The following is a 15,762-nucleotide window of genomic DNA, read 5'->3' on the forward strand; positions in this document are numbered from 1 at the left end:
CTCGTGCTGCGACCCATCGAGACCGGTGACGCGGCGCGCTGGCGCGAGGTCCGCGAGCGCAACGCGGCCTGGCTCAAGCCCTGGGACGCCACCCTGCCCCCCGGGGGCGGCCCCCGTCCGCCGTCCTTCCGCGTCGTCGTACGCCGCCTGCGTGCCTACGCCCGTCGCGGGACGGCCCTCCCGCTGGTGATCGAGGTGGACGGACGGTTCGCCGGGCAGGTGAGCGTCAACAACATCGTCCGGGGATCGGCCCAGTTCGCCTCCATCGGCTACTGGATCGACGGCGACCTGGCGGGGCGGGGGATCGTTCCCCGAGCAGTGGCGATGACGATCGACCACTGCTTCGGCCCGGTCGGCCTCCACCGCGTCGAGATCGCCGTGCGCCCCGAGAACACCAACTCGCTGCGGGTGGTCGAGAAGCTCGGGCTGCGCGAGGTGGGCTATGCGCCGCGATTCCTGCACATCGACGGCGCTTGGCGTGACCACCGGCTGTTCGCCGTGACGGTCGAGGAGTGGCCGTTGCAGGGCGAAGGTGCAGGAAATTCACACCAGTCACACGAGTAGTTGTGCGACACACCACTTGACATCCGCCTCACGCGGTGTCAGCCCTCCTACGCTGCGTGCGTGGACCCCAGCGCGCTCATCTTCGTCGCCCTTGCCGTGGCGTGGGCCGTCTACCTCGTCCCCAAGGCGCTCAAGCACCACGACGAGGCGGTCCGCAGCCGCTCCGTCGACAAGTTCTCCCACACCATGCGGGTGCTCGCGCGGCGCGAGCCGGTCGACCGGCGCAACGCCCGCCTCGTCGTCGCCCCGGTGCGCGCCGTCGTCCGGCCGCCGGTGGAGACCAAGCGTCGTACGACGTCCGGCCCGGCCGCCGACGCCCCGGTGCCGCGCCGTCCCCAGGTGACGCGCGAGTCGGCTCGCCGTGCTGCGCGCCGCCGGCGCAACGTGCTCGCCTCGATCCTGGTCGTCAACCTCGTCGTCGCCGGGCTCGCCGCCGGCTCGGTCCTGTCCTGGGCGTGGACGGCGCTTCCCGCCGTGCTGCTCGTCGCCTGGCTGGTGGCGTGCCGTGTCTCGGTCAAGGCCGAGCGATCCGCTCGCACCGCGGCTCCGCGCGACGCCATCGAGATCGGGCTGCCCCCCGAGGTCGACTCCGAGGAGACCCAGGCGGACCTGCCACCCGTGCCGGCCGCCCCGACCCCGGCCCGTCGCCCGGCGATCCCGGCGCAGCCCAACCCCGAGGCGCCCGTCCCCGCCGCCGAGGTGCCGCTGGTCCTCTCCGGCGAGATCCCCATCGTCACCGCCTCGGTGACCGGCGGCTGGGACATGGTCCCGACGACCCTGCCGACCTACGTCACCAAGCCCGCCGCCCAGCGCCGCAGCGTCCAGACGATCGACCTCGAGTCGACCGGCGTCTGGTCGAGCGGACGGAGCGAGAGCGACAGCGCCCTGGCCCGCGAGGCGGCCGCCACCCAGAAGGCCGCCGCTGCCGACGCCGAGCTCGCCGACGAGAAGCGCGCCTCCGGTTCCTGACCAGCCTATTGCAGCGGACTATGTGGGAACGGCGATGAGGGTGGGTCGTCGAGCACCTCGCTGAGCTCGTCCACCACGAGCCGGTCGCGGTCGACCTGGCCGGCGCGGAACGACGCCCGCCCCACCATGTGACTGGCGATGGGGGAGGTGACCAGCTGGAAGAACGCCACCAGCAGGAGCAGCCCGATCGTGCCGGGGTCGCGCAGTCGCAGGCCGAGCCCGAGCATCACGACGAGCAGGCCGAGCACCTGGGGCTTGGTGGCCGAGTGCATCCGGGTGAGCACGTCAGGGAAGCGCAGGATGCCGATGGCTGCGACGAGGGTCAGGCACGCCCCCAGCACGAGGCAGGTCGCGGCTGCGACGTCAGCGACGGCGGTCCAGGTCATGACGCCTCCGCCTCGATGTCGTCGCTGCCTCGGGTGAACCGGGCGACGCTGACCGACCCGATGAAGCCCAGCAGCGAGAGCACGACGAGCACCGGCAGTGTGGTGGTGTGGCGATGGACGGCCGCATCCAGCGCCAGGCCGCAGATCACCACGGCCACGAGCACGTCGAGGGCGACCATCCGGTCGAGCATCGTGGGACCCAGCGCGATCCGGATCACGAGGAGGAGCGCGGCGACGCCCAGGAGGGCCCCGCAGGCGACGAGGACGATGGTCACGAGGCTGCCTCCTCGGGAGTGCCGAACGCCCGCAGGACGCGGCGCTCCAGGGCGAAGACCTGGCGCCGCATCTTCTCCACCCCGGCGGTGTCGCGAGCGTCGAGGACGTGCAGGAAGAGCGAGTGGGTGGAGCGCCGGGCCTCGACGACCAGGCTCCCGGGAACCAGGGACACCATCTCGGCCACGATGGTGAGCACGAAGTCGGAGTGGGTGGTCAGGTCGACCTCGATGACCGCGTTGCGTGGCTGGCGGTGCAGCTGCAGCGTCGTCCAGGCCACCTGCGCGCTGGCCACGAGCACGTCCCAGAGGAAGCGCGTCACCAACCACGCAAGGTGCAGGGGGTGGACGCGCAGGTTCATCCCGAGTGGGGGCATCGGGAAGACCACGCAGACCACGACAGCCACCACGACGCCGCTCAGCACGACCAGCACGGAGATGTCGCCCCACAGGCCCGTCCAGACCAGGGTGAGCCAGACGATGACGGAGGGCTGGAGCGAGGGCCTCATGGCGTCTCCTCGCTCAGCACCGACGAGATGTAGGTGGACGGGTCGAGCGCCTCGTCGGCGGCGCTGCCGGTGTAGTCGAAGGCCGAGCCGGCGACCACGCTCAACGCCAGGCTCACCGCGACCAGCGCCGCCGTGGCGCCGACCATCGAGCGCGGCAGCCGGGAGGCCACCGCGTCGGACTCGATCAGCTGGTGGAAGTCCCGGGTCTCGTCGGCGGGGTCGATGATGCTGCGGGCCTCCTGGAGGTCGGTGGCACCGAAGGTCTCGGCGCCCACGTGGACGTGTCCGCGGTGGACCACCCGCACGGACTCGTCCTCGACCTCCTCGGCGTCGGAGATCGCCTGCGCCATCTCGTGGGCCTGCTCAGGAGTGCGCCAGAAGGCGAGGTTCCACGCCTTCGCGACGGCGTACAGCGTCAGCAGGCTCGTCAGCATCCCTGCCCCGACGAGCGCGTAGGCCAACGGGGTGCCGACCAGGAGCCCGGCCTCGGCGAGCGCCACCTTGCCGAGGAAGCCCGACATGGGCGGGATGCCCGCGAGGTTCATCGCAGGCACGAAGAAGAGCACCCCCAGCAGCGGAGCGACCCTGGCCAGCCCTCCGACCTTGAGCAGGCTGGTGCTGCCGGCACGACGCTCGATGAGGCCCAGGACGAGGAAGAGCGCGGTCTGGATGGTGATGTGGTGGGCGACGTAGAAGATGGCTCCGGAGTAGCCGACCTTCGTCCCGAGCGCGACGCCGAAGATCATGTAGCCGATGTGGCTGACCAGGGTGAAGGAGAGCAGGCGCTTCATCTCCGACTGGGCGACCGCGCCCAGGATGCCGACCACCAGGGTGAGGAGCGCGGCCCACAGCAGCAGGTCGGTGAGCGGGCTCTCGGGGAAGAGCAGCGTCTGGGTGCGGATGATCGCGTAGACGCCGACCTTGGTGAGCAGCCCGGCGAAGACGGCCGTGACCGGAGCGGGGGCGGTGGGATAGCTGTCGGGCAGCCAGAACGAGAGCGGGAAGACGGCGGCCTTGATCGAGAACGTCGTGAGCAGCATGAGCTGGAGCACGAGGCTGACGGAGTCGGGCAGGTCGGCCAGCCGGCCGCTGAGCTGGGCGAGGTTCAGGCTGCCGGTGGCGGCGTACACGGCCGCGATGGAGATCAGGAACAGGCTCGAGGACAGCACGTTGACGACGACGTAGATCGTGCCGGCGCGGATGCGCGCGCCGGTGCCGCCGAGCGTCAGCAGCACGTAGCTGGAGAACAGCAGCATCTCGAAGCTCACGAAGAGGTTGAACAGGTCGCCGGCGAGGAACGCGTTGGAGACGCCGGCGCTGAGCACGAGGTAGGTCGGGTGGTAGATCGTCACCGGCGTCTCGTGCTCGTCACCGGTCATGCCCTGTCCGATGGAGTAGACCAGGACCGCCAGGGTGACGATCGCAGAGACGAGCACCATCAGCGCCGAGAGCCGGTCGGCCACCAGGGAGATGCCGAGCGGTTCCTTCCAGGCGCCGATCCAGATGACCTGGGGGCCGTAGCGGTCCGCCCGGACGACCAGCGCCACGGCGACGGCGACCACGACTGCCAGCACCGCGACGCTGACGACGCGCTGGAGCCTGGGGCGGTGGCTGAGCATCAGTGTGAGCCCTGCGCCGAGCAGGGGGAGGATGACGGGGAGCGGGACCAGGAACCTCACCGTGGCGACACCTCCTCGTCGCCTTCCTCGGCGGGAACGTCGTCCTCGGCGAGCTCTCCTTGCGCGCTGAGGTCGTAGGAGTCGGAGGACTCGTCGGCCGCGGCGAGCCGCCGGATGGCGGCGTCCTCGACGTCGTCCTGCACGTCGTCGTGGCCGGTGAGCTGCCAGCTGCGGTAGGCCATCGCCAGGAGGAACGCCGTGGTGCCGAGGCTGATGACGATCGCGGTCAGCACCAGCGCCTGCGGAAGGGGGTCACTCATCGCCGAGGTGTCGGTCTCGGAGACGATCGGCGCCCGTCCTGCCTCACCGCCGGAGACGAGGAACAGCAGGTTGACGCCGTTGGTCAGCATCACCAGGCCGACCAGGACGCGGGTGAGGCTGCGCTCGAGCACGAGGTAGACGCCGCACCCGATCATGGCGGCGGCCGGGAGGATGAGGGACAGGCTGGCGGTCACGGAGTCACCCCCGCCTGCTCGCGCTCCTCGCGCACGATGTGGCGGTCGATGCCCGACCCCAGGCTCCGGAGCAGGTCGAGCAGCAGGCCGACCACGACCAGGTAGACGCCGACGTCGAAGAACGTCGAGGTGACGAAGTGGATGTCGCCGACCACCGGGACGTGGAGGTCGATGATCGCGCTCTGGAGCACGACCCCGCCGAAGGCGAGCGGAGCGAGCCCCGACCCGGTCGCCACGAAGAGGCCGGTCCCCATCAGCACGCCGGCGTCCACGGGCGCCGCCTCGTCGAGCTCGTAGCGGCCACCGGCGAGGTAGCGCACGACCAGGGCCAGCCCGGTGACGAGCCCGGCGGCGAACCCTCCGCCGGGATGGTTGTGACCGGTGAAGAGGAGGTAGATGGAGAAGACCACGATCGTGTGGAAGATCAGGCGCGTGATGACCTCGAAGACGATGGACCGGCGGTCCGGGGCCAGGGTGCGAGGACCGGGGAGCCAGGTACGACGGCCCGGGTTGTCGACGAACTGCGCGCGCGGTGTCGTCACGGTGATGTCCTGGACCCGACGGATCGTCTGGGTGCGGCTGGCGATGAAGACCAGGCTCGCCACACCGGTCGCGGCGGCGACGAGGACGGCGATCTCTCCCATGGTGTCCCAGGCGCGGATGTCGACGAGGGTGATGTTGACGATGTTGCGGCCGCCGCCGTAGGCCACGGCCTCGGCGGGGAACTCCGCGGAGACGGGCGTCGCCCGGCGGGCGCCGGCGGAGAGCAGCATCACGCCGGTGACGACCGACGCGACGAGGGCACCCATCGCCATGCGGGCGTAGCGTCTGCGCGAGAGGGGACGGTCGGTGAAGTACTCGGGCAGTCGTCGGATGACGAGGACGAAGACCACCAGGCTCACCGTCTCCACCAGCACCTGGGTGAGGGCCAGGTCCGGGGCGCCGTGCAGGACGAACAGCATGGCGGTGCCGTAGCCCGTGACCCCGACCAGGACCACCGCCTTGAGGCGCCGCCGCGCCCGCGTGGTGAGGATCGCGGAGACGATGACCACGGCCCCGACGACGGCCTGGCCCGGGGCGTCCCAGAGGACGACGTCCACCCGGCCTGGCAGGGCGAGGAGGACGGCGGTGCCGGGCACGAGCACGACGACCCCCAGGATGACGGCGAGGTAGATACCCACCGAGCCGCGCTGGGTGAAGCCGGTGACCTCGACGGCCGCCCGGTCGATCCGCCGCATCAGCCAGCGGTAGCCGTCCTCGGCGCTGCGCGGGTGCGGCAGCGCCGCCTGGAGGAGGGCGAAGCCCTCGCGGCGGCTGAACAGCAGCGCGCCGAGGGCCAGGGAGAGCAGGGACAGCAGCAGCGGCAGCTCGAAGCCGTGCCACAGGGCGAGGTGCTCGCGCTCGCCGGCGTCGGGGAACAGGTCGGCGTACGGCGACAGGGCGACGTCCTCGGCTCGGGCAAGCAGGCCGACGACGAGCGACGACGCGGCCAGCAGGACCGGGGCGGCCATGAACCCGACGGAGATCCGGCCGACGTCCGAGGGCGCGGTGTCGCGCTTGGTCGCGAAGGTCCCCCAGAGGAACCGCGCGGTGTAGGCGGCCGTCAGAGCTGAGCCGAGGAGGACGCCGATCAGCACGATCCAGCCGGCCAGCGGTGCCACGTCCGACCGGTCGCCGTTGCTGCTGACGCCGAGCAGGGCGGCGTACACGCTCTCCTTGGCGACGAAGCCGGCCAGCGGGGGGAGCCCTGCCATGGAGGCGCCTGCGAGGAACGCGGCACCGGCCAGGACAGGCGCCGACCTGCCGACGCCGGAGAGCTTGCGGAGGTCGCGGGTGCCCGCCCGGCGGTCGACGATCCCGACGACGAGGAAGAGCGAGGACTTGAACAGCGCGTGGGCCACGACCATGGCGAGCCCGGCAAGCGCCGCCGTGCGGGTGCCGAGGCTGGTGATGACCAGGAGGAAGCCCAGCTGGCTGACGGTGCCGTAGGCGAGCAGCAGCTTGATGTCGAGCTGGCGCAGCGCACGCCATCCGCCGAGCAGCATCGTGACGACCCCGAGCGTGAGCAGCAGCTCGTGCCACCCGGCCGTCCCGGCGAAGGCCGGTGCGAGCAGGGCGACGAGGTAGACGCCGGCCTTCACCATCGCAGCGGCGTGGAGGTAGGCGCTGACCGGCGTGGGGGCGGCCATCGCGCCGGGGAGCCAGAAGTGGAACGGGAACAGGGCGGACTTGCTGATCGCGCCCACCAGCAGGAGGAGGACGCCGACGGTCACCACCGTCCCGGTCGGGGGGTCGGCGAGCAGCTCGCTTATCCGGAACGTGCCCGACTCGACGCCGAGCAGGAGGATGCCCACGAGCATCGCCAGCCCGCCGAACGTCGTCACGATCAGCGCCTGCATGCCGGCGGTGCGACTGGCCCGCGACGTGGGGTCATGACCGATCAGCAGGTAGGAGAAGACGGTCGTCAGCTCCCAGAAGACGTAGAGGACCAGGAGGTCGTCGGCCAGGACCAGGCCCAGCATGGCGCCCGCGAAGGCCACGAAGGTGCCCGCGAAGGCACCCAGGCCGGGCTCGTCGTCGGAGAAGTAGGACGCGCAGTAGAACAGGACCAGCGCGCCGACACCGGCGACGACGAGTGCCATCGCCCACTGAAGGGTGCCCATCGCGAACGCCAGCTCCAGCCCGAGCGCCGGCACCCACGAGATCGACTCCATCACGACACCCGAGTCGACGACCGTGGGGGTGCGGGCCAGGGTCCAGACGAAGGCTGCCAACGGCACGAGCGCCACGGCCATGAACGCCCGACGCCCGAGCCTGGCCACGAGGGCCGGCGCAACTGCTGCCGCCACGAAGTGCGCGAGCACGAGCAGCAGCATCGGAGGTCCTTCCGGTCGGGCCTTCGGGCGCAAGCCTAGGGGGCACCTGTGCCTGACCGAATTTCGGAGTGTTCCCGCGTGAGTGTTATCTTTCACCTCGCCCGGGGGTGTGGCGCAGCTGGTAGCGCGTCTCGTTCGCATCGAGAAGGCCAGGGGTTCGAGTCCCCTCACCTCCACCGGCACGCAGGCCCTGCACCTCTGCTCACGAGCGGAGGTGCAGGGCCTCTCGCATGTGCTCACCGTGGTCGGGTACCACCCAGCCATGACCTACCAAGTCGGCTACTTCGTCGGCAGCCTCTCGTCGACCTCGATCAACCGCACGCTCAGCGAGGCGCTCATCGGCCTCGCGCCCAAGGACCTCGAGTTCAGCGAGATCCCCATCGCCGACCTGCCTCTCTACAGCCCCGACTTCGACGCGGACTACCCGCCCGAGGCGCAGGCGCTCAAGCAGGCCATCGGCGAATCCGACGCCATCCTGTTCGTGACCCCGGAGTACAACCGGTCCATCCCCGGGGCCCTGAAGAACGCCATCGACTGGGCCTCGCGGCCGTGGGGGCAGAACTCCTTCGACCACATGCCGGCGGGCGTCATCGGTGCCTCGGTCGGCCAGATCGGCACCGCGGTCGCGCAGCAGAGCCTGCGAGCGGTGCTGAGCTTCTGCAACGCCAGGCAGATGACCGCGCCGGAGGCCTACATCCACTTCAAGCCCGAGGTCTTCGCCGGCGGCGAGGTCTCCGACGAGGAGACCGCCGAGTTCCTGCGCAGCTACCTCGAGGAGTTCCGCGACCACGTCGAGCGCGTGCTCACCGTGCTGCCGCGCAGCGATCCCGACCGCCACGACTGAGCGGCCTCACCCCAGGTCGACCACCAGCGCCCGATGGTCGGACAACGGGAGCCGTACGGCGCGCCCGCTCGCCGGCGGCAGCGTGCCCCGCGCCAGCACGTGGTCGAGCTGCTCGGTCGGCGACTCGGCCGGGAAGGTCGGCGCGCTCACCAGGGACCGCATGCCCGAGAGCCGCTGCGCGCGATCCGGACCCATGTTGAGGTCGCCCATCAGCATCACGGGATCGGGGTTGTCGAGCAGTGAGCGGCACAGCCGCTTGAGCTGGCGGCCGTTCCACCGCTCCATGAACGTGAGGTGCGCCGCCGCCACGGTCAGGGGACCGAACGGCGACGCCACCTTCGCCGCCACGGCGACCCGCGGCTCGTCGCGCACCATCTCCGGCATCCGGGACCCGTCGAACCACATCGGGACCGGGACCGGCACCGGGGCGAGTCGCACCACCTCCCACGCCTCGGCGGGGTAGCGCGAGAGCAGGGCGATGCCGTAGGCCGCGCTGTCGGGCTGCTCGTCGCCGTCGGCGGCGATCCACATCGCCCCGGGGTTGCCCGACAGGGCGGCGACGAAGCGGTGCTCGCGAGCGCCCATCGCCTCGGCGGCCAGGACCGTCAGGTCGGCATCCGACGAGCGGGACTGGTAGCGGTCGACCTCCTGGAGGGCCAGCACGTCGGCGTCGAGCTCCTTGATGGCCTGGGCGTAGCGGTCCAGGTCGACCCTGTCGTCCTCGGGCGACCTGGCGTGCAGAATGTTGAAGGTGGCGACGCGCATGCCCGGATCGGTGCCCGACGAGCATCCGTTCATGCGCGACGGGGTACCGGCCCGCCATGAACGACACCCAGGAGGACATGCGCGACGCCCTGAAGCGGGTCGCTGTCGTGCTCAAGCGCTCCGAGATCCCCTTCGCCCTCACCGGCGGCTACGCCGTGTGGGCCCGCGGCGGCCCGGAGCCCGACCACGACGTGGACTTCCTGGTCGCGAGCCAGGACGTCGAGCACGCGGCGGCCGCACTCGCCGACGAGGGCCTGCACGTCGAACGGCCGCCCGAGGACTGGTTGTTCAAGGTCTACAGCGGGACGGCGATGGTCGACGTCATCCACCGCCACTCCGGCGCGCCCGCCGAGCGGGGCACGGTCCAGGACGCCGACCTGCTCGAGGTGCTCTCGGTGGAGATGCCGGTGCTCTCGGCCACCGAGCTGCTGGTCCAGAAGATGCTCGCGATGGACGAGCACTACTGCGACTTCGGCCGCCTGATTCCCGTGGCCCGGGCGCTACGCGAGCAGGTCGACTGGGACCGGGTGCGGCGCGAGACCGTCGAGAGCCACTTCGCGGCTGCGCTGGTCTTCCTGCTGGAGCGCCTCGACGTCGTTCCGCCGAGCTCCTAGACGCCGATCGACTCCCAGTCGCCCCAGATCGCGAACGACATCCCGGTCCCTGCCTGGATGTTGACGAAGAGGGTGTGCCCGTCGGGGCTGAAGGTCGAGCCCGCGAACTCGTCGTTGCCGCTCCCGATCACGTTGCGCGCGATCGAGAACAGCTCGCCGTCCTGGGTGAGTCCGCGCAGGTAGTTGCTCTGGTCGTGGTCCTCGCAGAGGATCAGCGTGCCGCGCGGGCTCGTGGTGACGTTGTCGGGGAAGTCCAGCACCTCGCGGCTCTCCGACTGGTAGACGCAGCGCAGGGTCGCCTCGCGGGTGTCGTACGCCCAGACCTGGCCGAAGCCCTGTCCGTAGCCGTTGGTGTTGTCCGGCCCGGTCATGGGGGCGCCCCCGCCCTGGGTGGCGGTGAAGTAGACGACGCCGTCGTGGAAGACCTGGCCCTCGTTGCGCGCGAAGTGTGCGGCGCCCTTGGCCCGGCCCTGGTCGCCGACGTAGTTGATCGCGGTGTCGTTGCTGGTGGGTGCCTCCTCGCCGGGGACGTAGTCGAACTCGAAGTCGGGCTCGTCGATGTCGACCCACTCGACGTCGTAGACGGTCGACGTGTCCTGGTGCGCCTCGAGGTGTGCCTGCGGCCGGCCCTTGACCGCGAGCATCTGGAGCTGGCCGTTGTGGTCGAGGCCGGGCTTCTTCCACTGCCTCCTGCCGACGTAGCGGTAGAAGCCGGAGGGGAAGGCGAAGTTGTCCTCGGTGAGGTAGAGGATCCCCTCGGCGGGGTCGTAGGACACCGCCTCGTGCGCGAAGCGTCCCGCCTTGCGGATCGGGCGCCCCTCGGAGATCCCGCCCGCCGGCACCTCGAAGACGTAGCCGTGGCGCTTCTGCAGCGGCACGTTGGAGCGTCGGGTGAAGTCCGGCCCGACGTCGGGACCGTTGACCGTCTCCTCGCAGGTGATCCAGCTGCCCCACGGCATCTCCCCGCCGCTGCAGTTCATCATCGTGCCGCTCAGGCTGGTGTAGGCGTCCTCCACGACGCCGTACCTGCTCACCTGGATCGTCGTGGTGCCGCCGCCACCCATCTTGTCGTAGGGCCGGGTCGGGCCGAAGGCGGGCGTGGGGTTGTTGACCTCGTGGTTGCGCACGAGGAGCACCGAGCTGCCCGGGCCGTCGAAGGAGCCCATGCCGTCATGCCGACCCGGGAGCCGGGTGCCGTCGGGCAGGGTCAGCGGGGACGCCGCGCCGCTCTCGTGGAAGGACCGGTAGTGGAAGCCCTGGGGCAGGTGCAGCCGCACGGCGCCGTCGCGATCGTCCGGCACGGGCACGAGGGTGCCGACCGCGGCGCCGGCCACGGCTCCGGGCCTGCCGAGCGCGGCGGCGTTGGAGAAGCCCGCGAAGGGGCCTGCGAGGAGGGCGCCGCCGACGGCTCCCTTGATGACGGTACGACGCTGGAGCTCCATGGGGGATGCCTTCCTGTCCTGGTGAGGGTCTCGTCACGCTACGCCCGGAGGGCGACCTCGAGGAAGGGTGGAAGGCAGGTCAGATCCAGCGGGTGAACCAGATCCGGTCGAGCCACTCGGCGTGCGTGATGAGCTGGTCGGTCCACACCGGCCAGAACCATGCGAAGGCGACGAGCACCATCACGAAGTAGCTGCCGGCGGCGACCACTCCTGTCGTACGGCGAAGGGTCGGCCAGGCGCGGTGACGCGCAGGCGCCGTGCCGACCAGGTGGCCCATGGCGAGCACGATCGAGAGCAGCACGAACGGCAGGGACGTGATCGCGTAGAACACGAAGATCGGGCGGTCGTCGTAGAGGAACCACGGAAGCCATGTCGCCGCGACGCCGACCACGGCGAGGCCGTGGCGCCAGTCGCGGGCGCCGACCCACATCAGCACCGAGAAGGCCAGCGCCAGGCAGCCTCCCCACCACACGAGCGGGTTGCCGAGCAGGATCACCTGGCGCAGGCAGGTGGAGCCGGCCGGTGCCTCGCAGCCCTGCGAGCCCGGCTGGATGTCGAGCTGGGCGTCGACGCCGACGGGTCGGCCCATCACCAGCCAGCTGGCGGGGCTCGAGGCGTAGACATGGGTGGAGTCGTCGAGGAAGTCTGAGTGGAAGGTGAAGACGTCGCGGTGGTAGGACACCAGCGAGCGCAGTGACTGGGGCACCTCGCCGAGGCCCTCGGCGTCGGGCTCGCTCGCCGTCGGCCACGGCTTGCCGCCGTCGTGGGTGGTGTACTGGGTGTTGCTGAAGGCCTGCTCGTAGGTCGCGGCGTTCATCAGCCAGCCGGTCCACGACAGGACGTAGACGGAGAAGGCCACCAGCACCAAGGACGCGAAGGCGGGCACGGCGTCCAGGAAGATCGAGCGCAGCCACGGGCGCCGCTGGCCGAATGCCCGCCGCGCCCCGGCGCTCCAGGCCCAGGTCAGCAGGCCGAAGGCGGCCAGGGCGTAGAGGCCCGACCACTTCGTGCCGACGGCCAGGCCGAAGGACACCCCGCCGGCGAGCAGCCACGGACGCCACCAGGCGCTCCACCGCGTGGTCTCGCGCCCGGCGGCGAGCCGGTCGCGCAGCCACTGGCGGTCGGCCACGACGCAGTGCGCGCCGCAGAGGATGAAGAAGGCCAGGAAGATGTCGAGCAGGGCCAGCCGGGAGAGCACCAGGTGCAGCCCGTCGAAGGTCATCAGCAGGCCGCCGACCAGGCCCAGGACCGTGGAGCCGGTCACGCGCCGCACGAAGCGGCACATCAGCAGCACCATCAGCGCACCCACCACCGCGGAGGCGATGCGCCAGCCGTAGGGGTCCATGCCGAAGGCCTTGATGCCGAGCCCGATCACCCACTTGCCGACCTCGGGGTGGACCACCATCGAGGGGGCGTCCTGCCAGAGGTCCATCGGGTTGCCGTTGAGGATGGTCTTGTCGGCCTCCTCGACGTAGGACCGCACATAGCCGTGGTGGAGCAGGGACCAGGCGTCCTTGGCGTAGTAGGTCTCGTCGAAGGAGAACTGGTGGGGCAGGCCGAGGTGCCAGCGGCGCAGGAAGAACGCCAGCGACGCCACCATGATCGCGCCGACCCAGCCCAGCAGGGGATCGTCGGACCGCCAGGGCGCACGATGGCGCTCGGCTGCGGTCTCACTCACGACGGGCACTCTACGGTGAGCCCATGACAACCGGTGTCCTCGTCCTCGCGGCCACGCCGATCGGCCAGTACGACGACGCCCCGCCGCGGCTGGCCCGGGAGCTGGCCGGGGCCGACGTCGTCGCGGCCGAGGACACCCGGCGGCTCAAGCGGCTGTGCGCCGACCTCGGCATCACGCTCACAGGTCGCGTGGTGTCGTACTTCGAGGGCAACGAGCAGGCCCGCACCCCCGTGCTGCTGGACGCGCTCCTGGCGGGGGAGCGGGTGGTGCTCGTGACGGACGCGGGGATGCCGAGCGTCTCCGACCCGGGCTACCGGCTGGTCGCGGCTGCCGTGGAGAGCGACGTGCACGTGACCGCGGTGCCCGGCCCCAGCGCCGTGCTGACGGCACTCGCCGTCTCCGGGCTACCGGTGGACCGGTTCTGCTTCGAGGGGTTCCTGCCTCGTAAGGCCGGGGAGCGGGCTCGACGGCTGGCCGCCCTGGCGGGTGAGGAGCGCACCATGGTCTTCTTCGAGGCGCCCCACCGGACCGAGGCAGCCCTGGCGGCCATGGCCGAGGCCCTCGGCGACGAGCGCCCGGGGGCTGTGTGCCGCGAGCTCACCAAGACCCACGAGGAGGTCAGGCGCGGCCCGCTCGCGGAGCTGGTCGCGTGGGCCGCCGACGGGGTGCGCGGCGAGGTCACGATCGTCGTCCAGGGAGCCGGCGCCGGCCCGGACCTGGCCCAGGACCCCGACTCGCTGCGTGCAGCCGTGGCTGAGATGGAGGCTTCCGGAACCTCGCGCAAGGACGCCATAGTTCAGGTGGCCAGACGGGCCGGAGTTCCCAAGCGCGAGGTCTACCAGGCGGTGCATGTCCCATGATCGAGAGCTTCCACCACGACGGCCTGACCTTCGACGTCGTCGACGCAGGGCCGGAGGACGGCGAGCCGGTGGTGCTCCTCCACGGCTTCCCCGAGCGCGCCGGCAGCTGGGGGCAGGTCAGCGCGCGGCTCACCGCCCAGGGCCTGCGCACCCTCGCGCCCGACCAGCGCGGCTACTCGCCCGGGGCGCGCCCCCCGCGGCGTCGTGACTACGCGATGCCCCACCTCGTCGGCGACGTGCTCGCCCTGATCGACGAGGTGGGCGGGTCCGCCCACGTGGTCGGGCACGACTGGGGAGCGGCGGTGGCGTGGACCCTCGCCGCTCGCCACCCCGAGGCCTGCCGCACCCTCACCGCCGTGTCGGTCCCGCACCCCGCCGCGTTCCTGGCTGCGATGCCGCGCGGACAGCTCCTGCAGTCGTGGTACATGGGCATGTTCCAGCTGCCGTGGCTGCCCGAGCAGCTGCTGTCCAAGCGCGGCGGCGGCCTCGACCTGGCGCTGCGCAAGGGTGGCTCCACGCCCGAGGACATCGAGCGCCTCCAGCGCGACATCATCGACTACGGCGCCCTGACGGGCGGCCTCAACTGGTACCGCGCCCTGCCCTTCGCGCCGCCGTCCTGGAGCCGGACCAAGGTCCGGGTCCCCACCACCTTCGTGTGGAGCGACCACGACGTCGCGCTCGGCCGCTGGGGTGCCGAGCACACCGCCGACTGGGTGGAGGCCGACTACGAGTTCGTCGAGCTCGCCGGAGTGTCCCACTGGATCCCGACCCAGGCACCCGACGCGCTGGCGGAGGCGATCCTCGAGCGGGTCCTTGGTTAACCTCGGCACGTGAAGACATCCCCCATCTCGGGTCGGGCGACCTCCGACCGCCCCACGCGCAGCCGGGCTGCGACGGAGGAGACGTCGGGCGCCAGACGCGACCGTGCCAGGCCGACGGCCCCGGAGCCGCTGCCGCACCCCGTGGTCGACACCCACTGCCACCTCGACATCGCCGACGGCGACTGGCTCAACACCCGCACGGCGATCAGGGCGGCCACCGACGTCGGCGTCACCCGCATCGTCCAGATCGGGTGCGACCTGCCCGGCGCGCGGTGGGCGGTCGAGGCTGCTCGCGAGCACGGTGCGCTGATCGCCGGCGTGGCGCTGCACCCCAACGAGGCGCCTCGGCACGCGGCGGCCGGCGACCTCGAGGAGGCGCTCGCCGAGATCGAGCAGCTCGCGCAGGCCCACGACAAGGTCCGGGTGATCGGCGAGACCGGCCTCGACCACTTCAGACACGCACAGAGCGGCACGGGGGACGAGGGGTGGGCCGCGCAGGAGGAGAGCTTCCGGCGCCACATCGACCTCGCCAAGCGGCTCGACAAGACGCTGGTGATCCACGACCGCGACGCCCACGACGACGTGCTCCGCATCCTCGACGAGGAGGGCGCGCCCGACCGTTGGGTGATGCACTGCTTCTCCGGGGACGAGGTGTTCGCGCGCCGCTGCCTCGACCGCGGCGCCCACCTCAGCTTCGCCGGGCCCGTGACCTTCAAGAACGCCCCGGGGCTGCGCCGGGCGCTGGCCGTCACCCCGGTCGACCGGATCCTGGTGGAGACCGACGCGCCCTACCTCACCCCGGCGCCCTACCGCGGTCGCCCCAACGCGTCCTACCTGATGCCCTACACGGTGCGTGCGATGGCCGAGGTGCGCGGTGTTGACCTCACGACCCTGTGCGTGGCGATGGACGCCAACGCCGACAAGGTGTTCGGCGGCCAGTGGGGACCCCGCACGGCCCGCCAGGGGTGAGCGGGATCTCGTAGAAATTTCACCCTTCGGTTTGGCGTCATCGGGGGCTCTCGTTATCG

General features: G+C 71.3%; 16 protein-coding genes and 1 tRNA gene. 8 read left to right on the forward strand and 9 right to left on the reverse strand.

Annotated features, from left to right (window positions below):
• Positions 1-3 precede the first annotated feature (3 nt).
• Positions 4-564, forward strand: coding sequence for a GNAT family N-acetyltransferase (locus EXE58_RS11475; protein ID WP_244242186.1), 561 nt, complete (start codon positions 4-6; stop codon positions 562-564).
• Positions 565-624: 60 nt separating this feature from the next.
• Positions 625-1,533, forward strand: coding sequence for a divisome protein SepX/GlpR (gene sepX, locus EXE58_RS11480; RefSeq protein WP_135268012.1), 909 nt, complete (start codon positions 625-627; stop codon positions 1,531-1,533).
• Between the two features lie 5 nt (positions 1,534-1,538).
• Here the strand turns inward: sepX and mnhG are convergent, their stop codons facing one another.
• From mnhG to EXE58_RS11510, 6 genes are read right to left on the reverse strand one after another with little or no spacing between them, the layout of a single operon-like run.
• On the reverse strand, positions 1,539-1,919 hold the full coding sequence (mnhG, locus tag EXE58_RS11485) for a monovalent cation/H(+) antiporter subunit G (protein ID WP_135268013.1): 381 nt from the start codon (positions 1,917-1,919) through the stop codon (positions 1,539-1,541).
• A complete protein-coding gene (locus EXE58_RS11490) occupies positions 1,916-2,194 on the reverse strand; it encodes a monovalent cation/H+ antiporter complex subunit F (RefSeq protein WP_135268014.1) in 279 nt (92 codons plus the stop codon). Before EXE58_RS11490 ends, mnhG begins: the two co-directional genes overlap by 4 nt.
• Positions 2,191-2,700, reverse strand: a complete 510-nt coding sequence (locus tag EXE58_RS11495) for a Na+/H+ antiporter subunit E (RefSeq protein WP_135268015.1) — start codon at positions 2,698-2,700, stop codon at positions 2,191-2,193. The genes EXE58_RS11490 and EXE58_RS11495 overlap by 4 nt, the downstream gene beginning before the upstream one ends.
• The gene (locus EXE58_RS11500; protein WP_135268016.1) at positions 2,697-4,379 is read right to left on the reverse strand and encodes a Na+/H+ antiporter subunit D; all 1,683 of its coding nucleotides are present in this window, start codon (positions 4,377-4,379) and stop codon (positions 2,697-2,699) included. Before EXE58_RS11500 ends, EXE58_RS11495 begins: the two co-directional genes overlap by 4 nt.
• Positions 4,376-4,834, reverse strand: coding sequence for a Na(+)/H(+) antiporter subunit C (locus tag EXE58_RS11505; protein WP_135268017.1), 459 nt, complete (start codon positions 4,832-4,834; stop codon positions 4,376-4,378). Before EXE58_RS11505 ends, EXE58_RS11500 begins: the two co-directional genes overlap by 4 nt.
• Entirely contained in the window at positions 4,831-7,710 is a 2,880-nt protein-coding gene (locus EXE58_RS11510) for a Na+/H+ antiporter subunit A (RefSeq protein WP_135268018.1), read from the reverse strand. Before EXE58_RS11510 ends, EXE58_RS11505 begins: the two co-directional genes overlap by 4 nt.
• A gap of 103 nt (positions 7,711-7,813) precedes the next feature.
• Between EXE58_RS11510 and EXE58_RS11515 the strand changes: the two genes are divergently transcribed.
• Positions 7,814-7,886, forward strand: a tRNA-Ala gene (locus tag EXE58_RS11515).
• Positions 7,887-7,972: 86 nt separating this feature from the next.
• Entirely contained in the window at positions 7,973-8,554 is a 582-nt protein-coding gene (locus EXE58_RS11520; protein WP_135268019.1) for an NADPH-dependent FMN reductase, read from the forward strand.
• Between the two features lie 6 nt (positions 8,555-8,560).
• Here the strand turns inward: EXE58_RS11520 and EXE58_RS11525 are convergent, their stop codons facing one another.
• Positions 8,561-9,352, reverse strand: a complete 792-nt coding sequence (locus EXE58_RS11525) for an endonuclease/exonuclease/phosphatase family protein (RefSeq protein ID WP_244242187.1) — start codon at positions 9,350-9,352, stop codon at positions 8,561-8,563.
• A gap of 23 nt (positions 9,353-9,375) precedes the next feature.
• On the opposite strand from EXE58_RS11525, the gene EXE58_RS11530 reads away from it, so the two are divergent.
• Complete coding sequence (locus EXE58_RS11530) at positions 9,376-9,933, forward strand: nucleotidyltransferase family protein (protein WP_135268020.1); 558 nt, start codon at positions 9,376-9,378, stop codon at positions 9,931-9,933.
• On the opposite strand, the gene EXE58_RS11535 is transcribed toward EXE58_RS11530, so the two are convergent.
• Together EXE58_RS11535 and EXE58_RS11540 are read right to left on the reverse strand one after the other, a co-directional pair.
• Positions 9,930-11,375: a PhoX family protein gene (locus EXE58_RS11535; protein WP_135268021.1), complete on the reverse strand. Its 1,446-nt coding sequence runs from the start codon at positions 11,373-11,375 to the stop codon at positions 9,930-9,932. The genes EXE58_RS11530 and EXE58_RS11535 overlap by 4 nt on opposite strands.
• Before the next feature lie 79 nt (positions 11,376-11,454).
• Positions 11,455-13,053, reverse strand: a complete 1,599-nt coding sequence (locus EXE58_RS11540; protein WP_244242188.1) for a dolichyl-phosphate-mannose--protein mannosyltransferase — start codon at positions 13,051-13,053, stop codon at positions 11,455-11,457.
• A gap of 23 nt (positions 13,054-13,076) precedes the next feature.
• Here EXE58_RS11540 and rsmI point away from each other — a divergent pair, with 23 nt between their 5' ends.
• From rsmI to EXE58_RS11555, 3 genes are read left to right on the forward strand one after another with little or no spacing between them, the layout of a single operon-like run.
• Positions 13,077-13,913, forward strand: coding sequence for a 16S rRNA (cytidine(1402)-2'-O)-methyltransferase (rsmI, locus tag EXE58_RS11545; RefSeq protein WP_135268022.1), 837 nt, complete (start codon positions 13,077-13,079; stop codon positions 13,911-13,913).
• Positions 13,910-14,734 (forward strand): alpha/beta fold hydrolase, encoded by an 825-nt coding sequence (locus EXE58_RS11550; protein WP_135268023.1) that lies wholly within the window; start codon positions 13,910-13,912, stop codon positions 14,732-14,734. Before rsmI ends, EXE58_RS11550 begins: the two co-directional genes overlap by 4 nt.
• A 9-nt stretch (positions 14,735-14,743) precedes the next feature.
• Positions 14,744-15,703 carry a TatD family hydrolase gene (locus EXE58_RS11555; RefSeq protein WP_244242189.1) on the forward strand — a complete coding sequence of 320 codons (960 nt, stop codon included), beginning with the start codon at positions 14,744-14,746 and terminating at the stop codon, positions 15,701-15,703.
• Positions 15,704-15,762: the final 59 nt, after the last annotated feature.

The organism is Nocardioides seonyuensis (assembly GCF_004683965.1).
Lineage (GTDB): Bacteria > Actinomycetota > Actinomycetes > Propionibacteriales > Nocardioidaceae > Nocardioides > Nocardioides seonyuensis.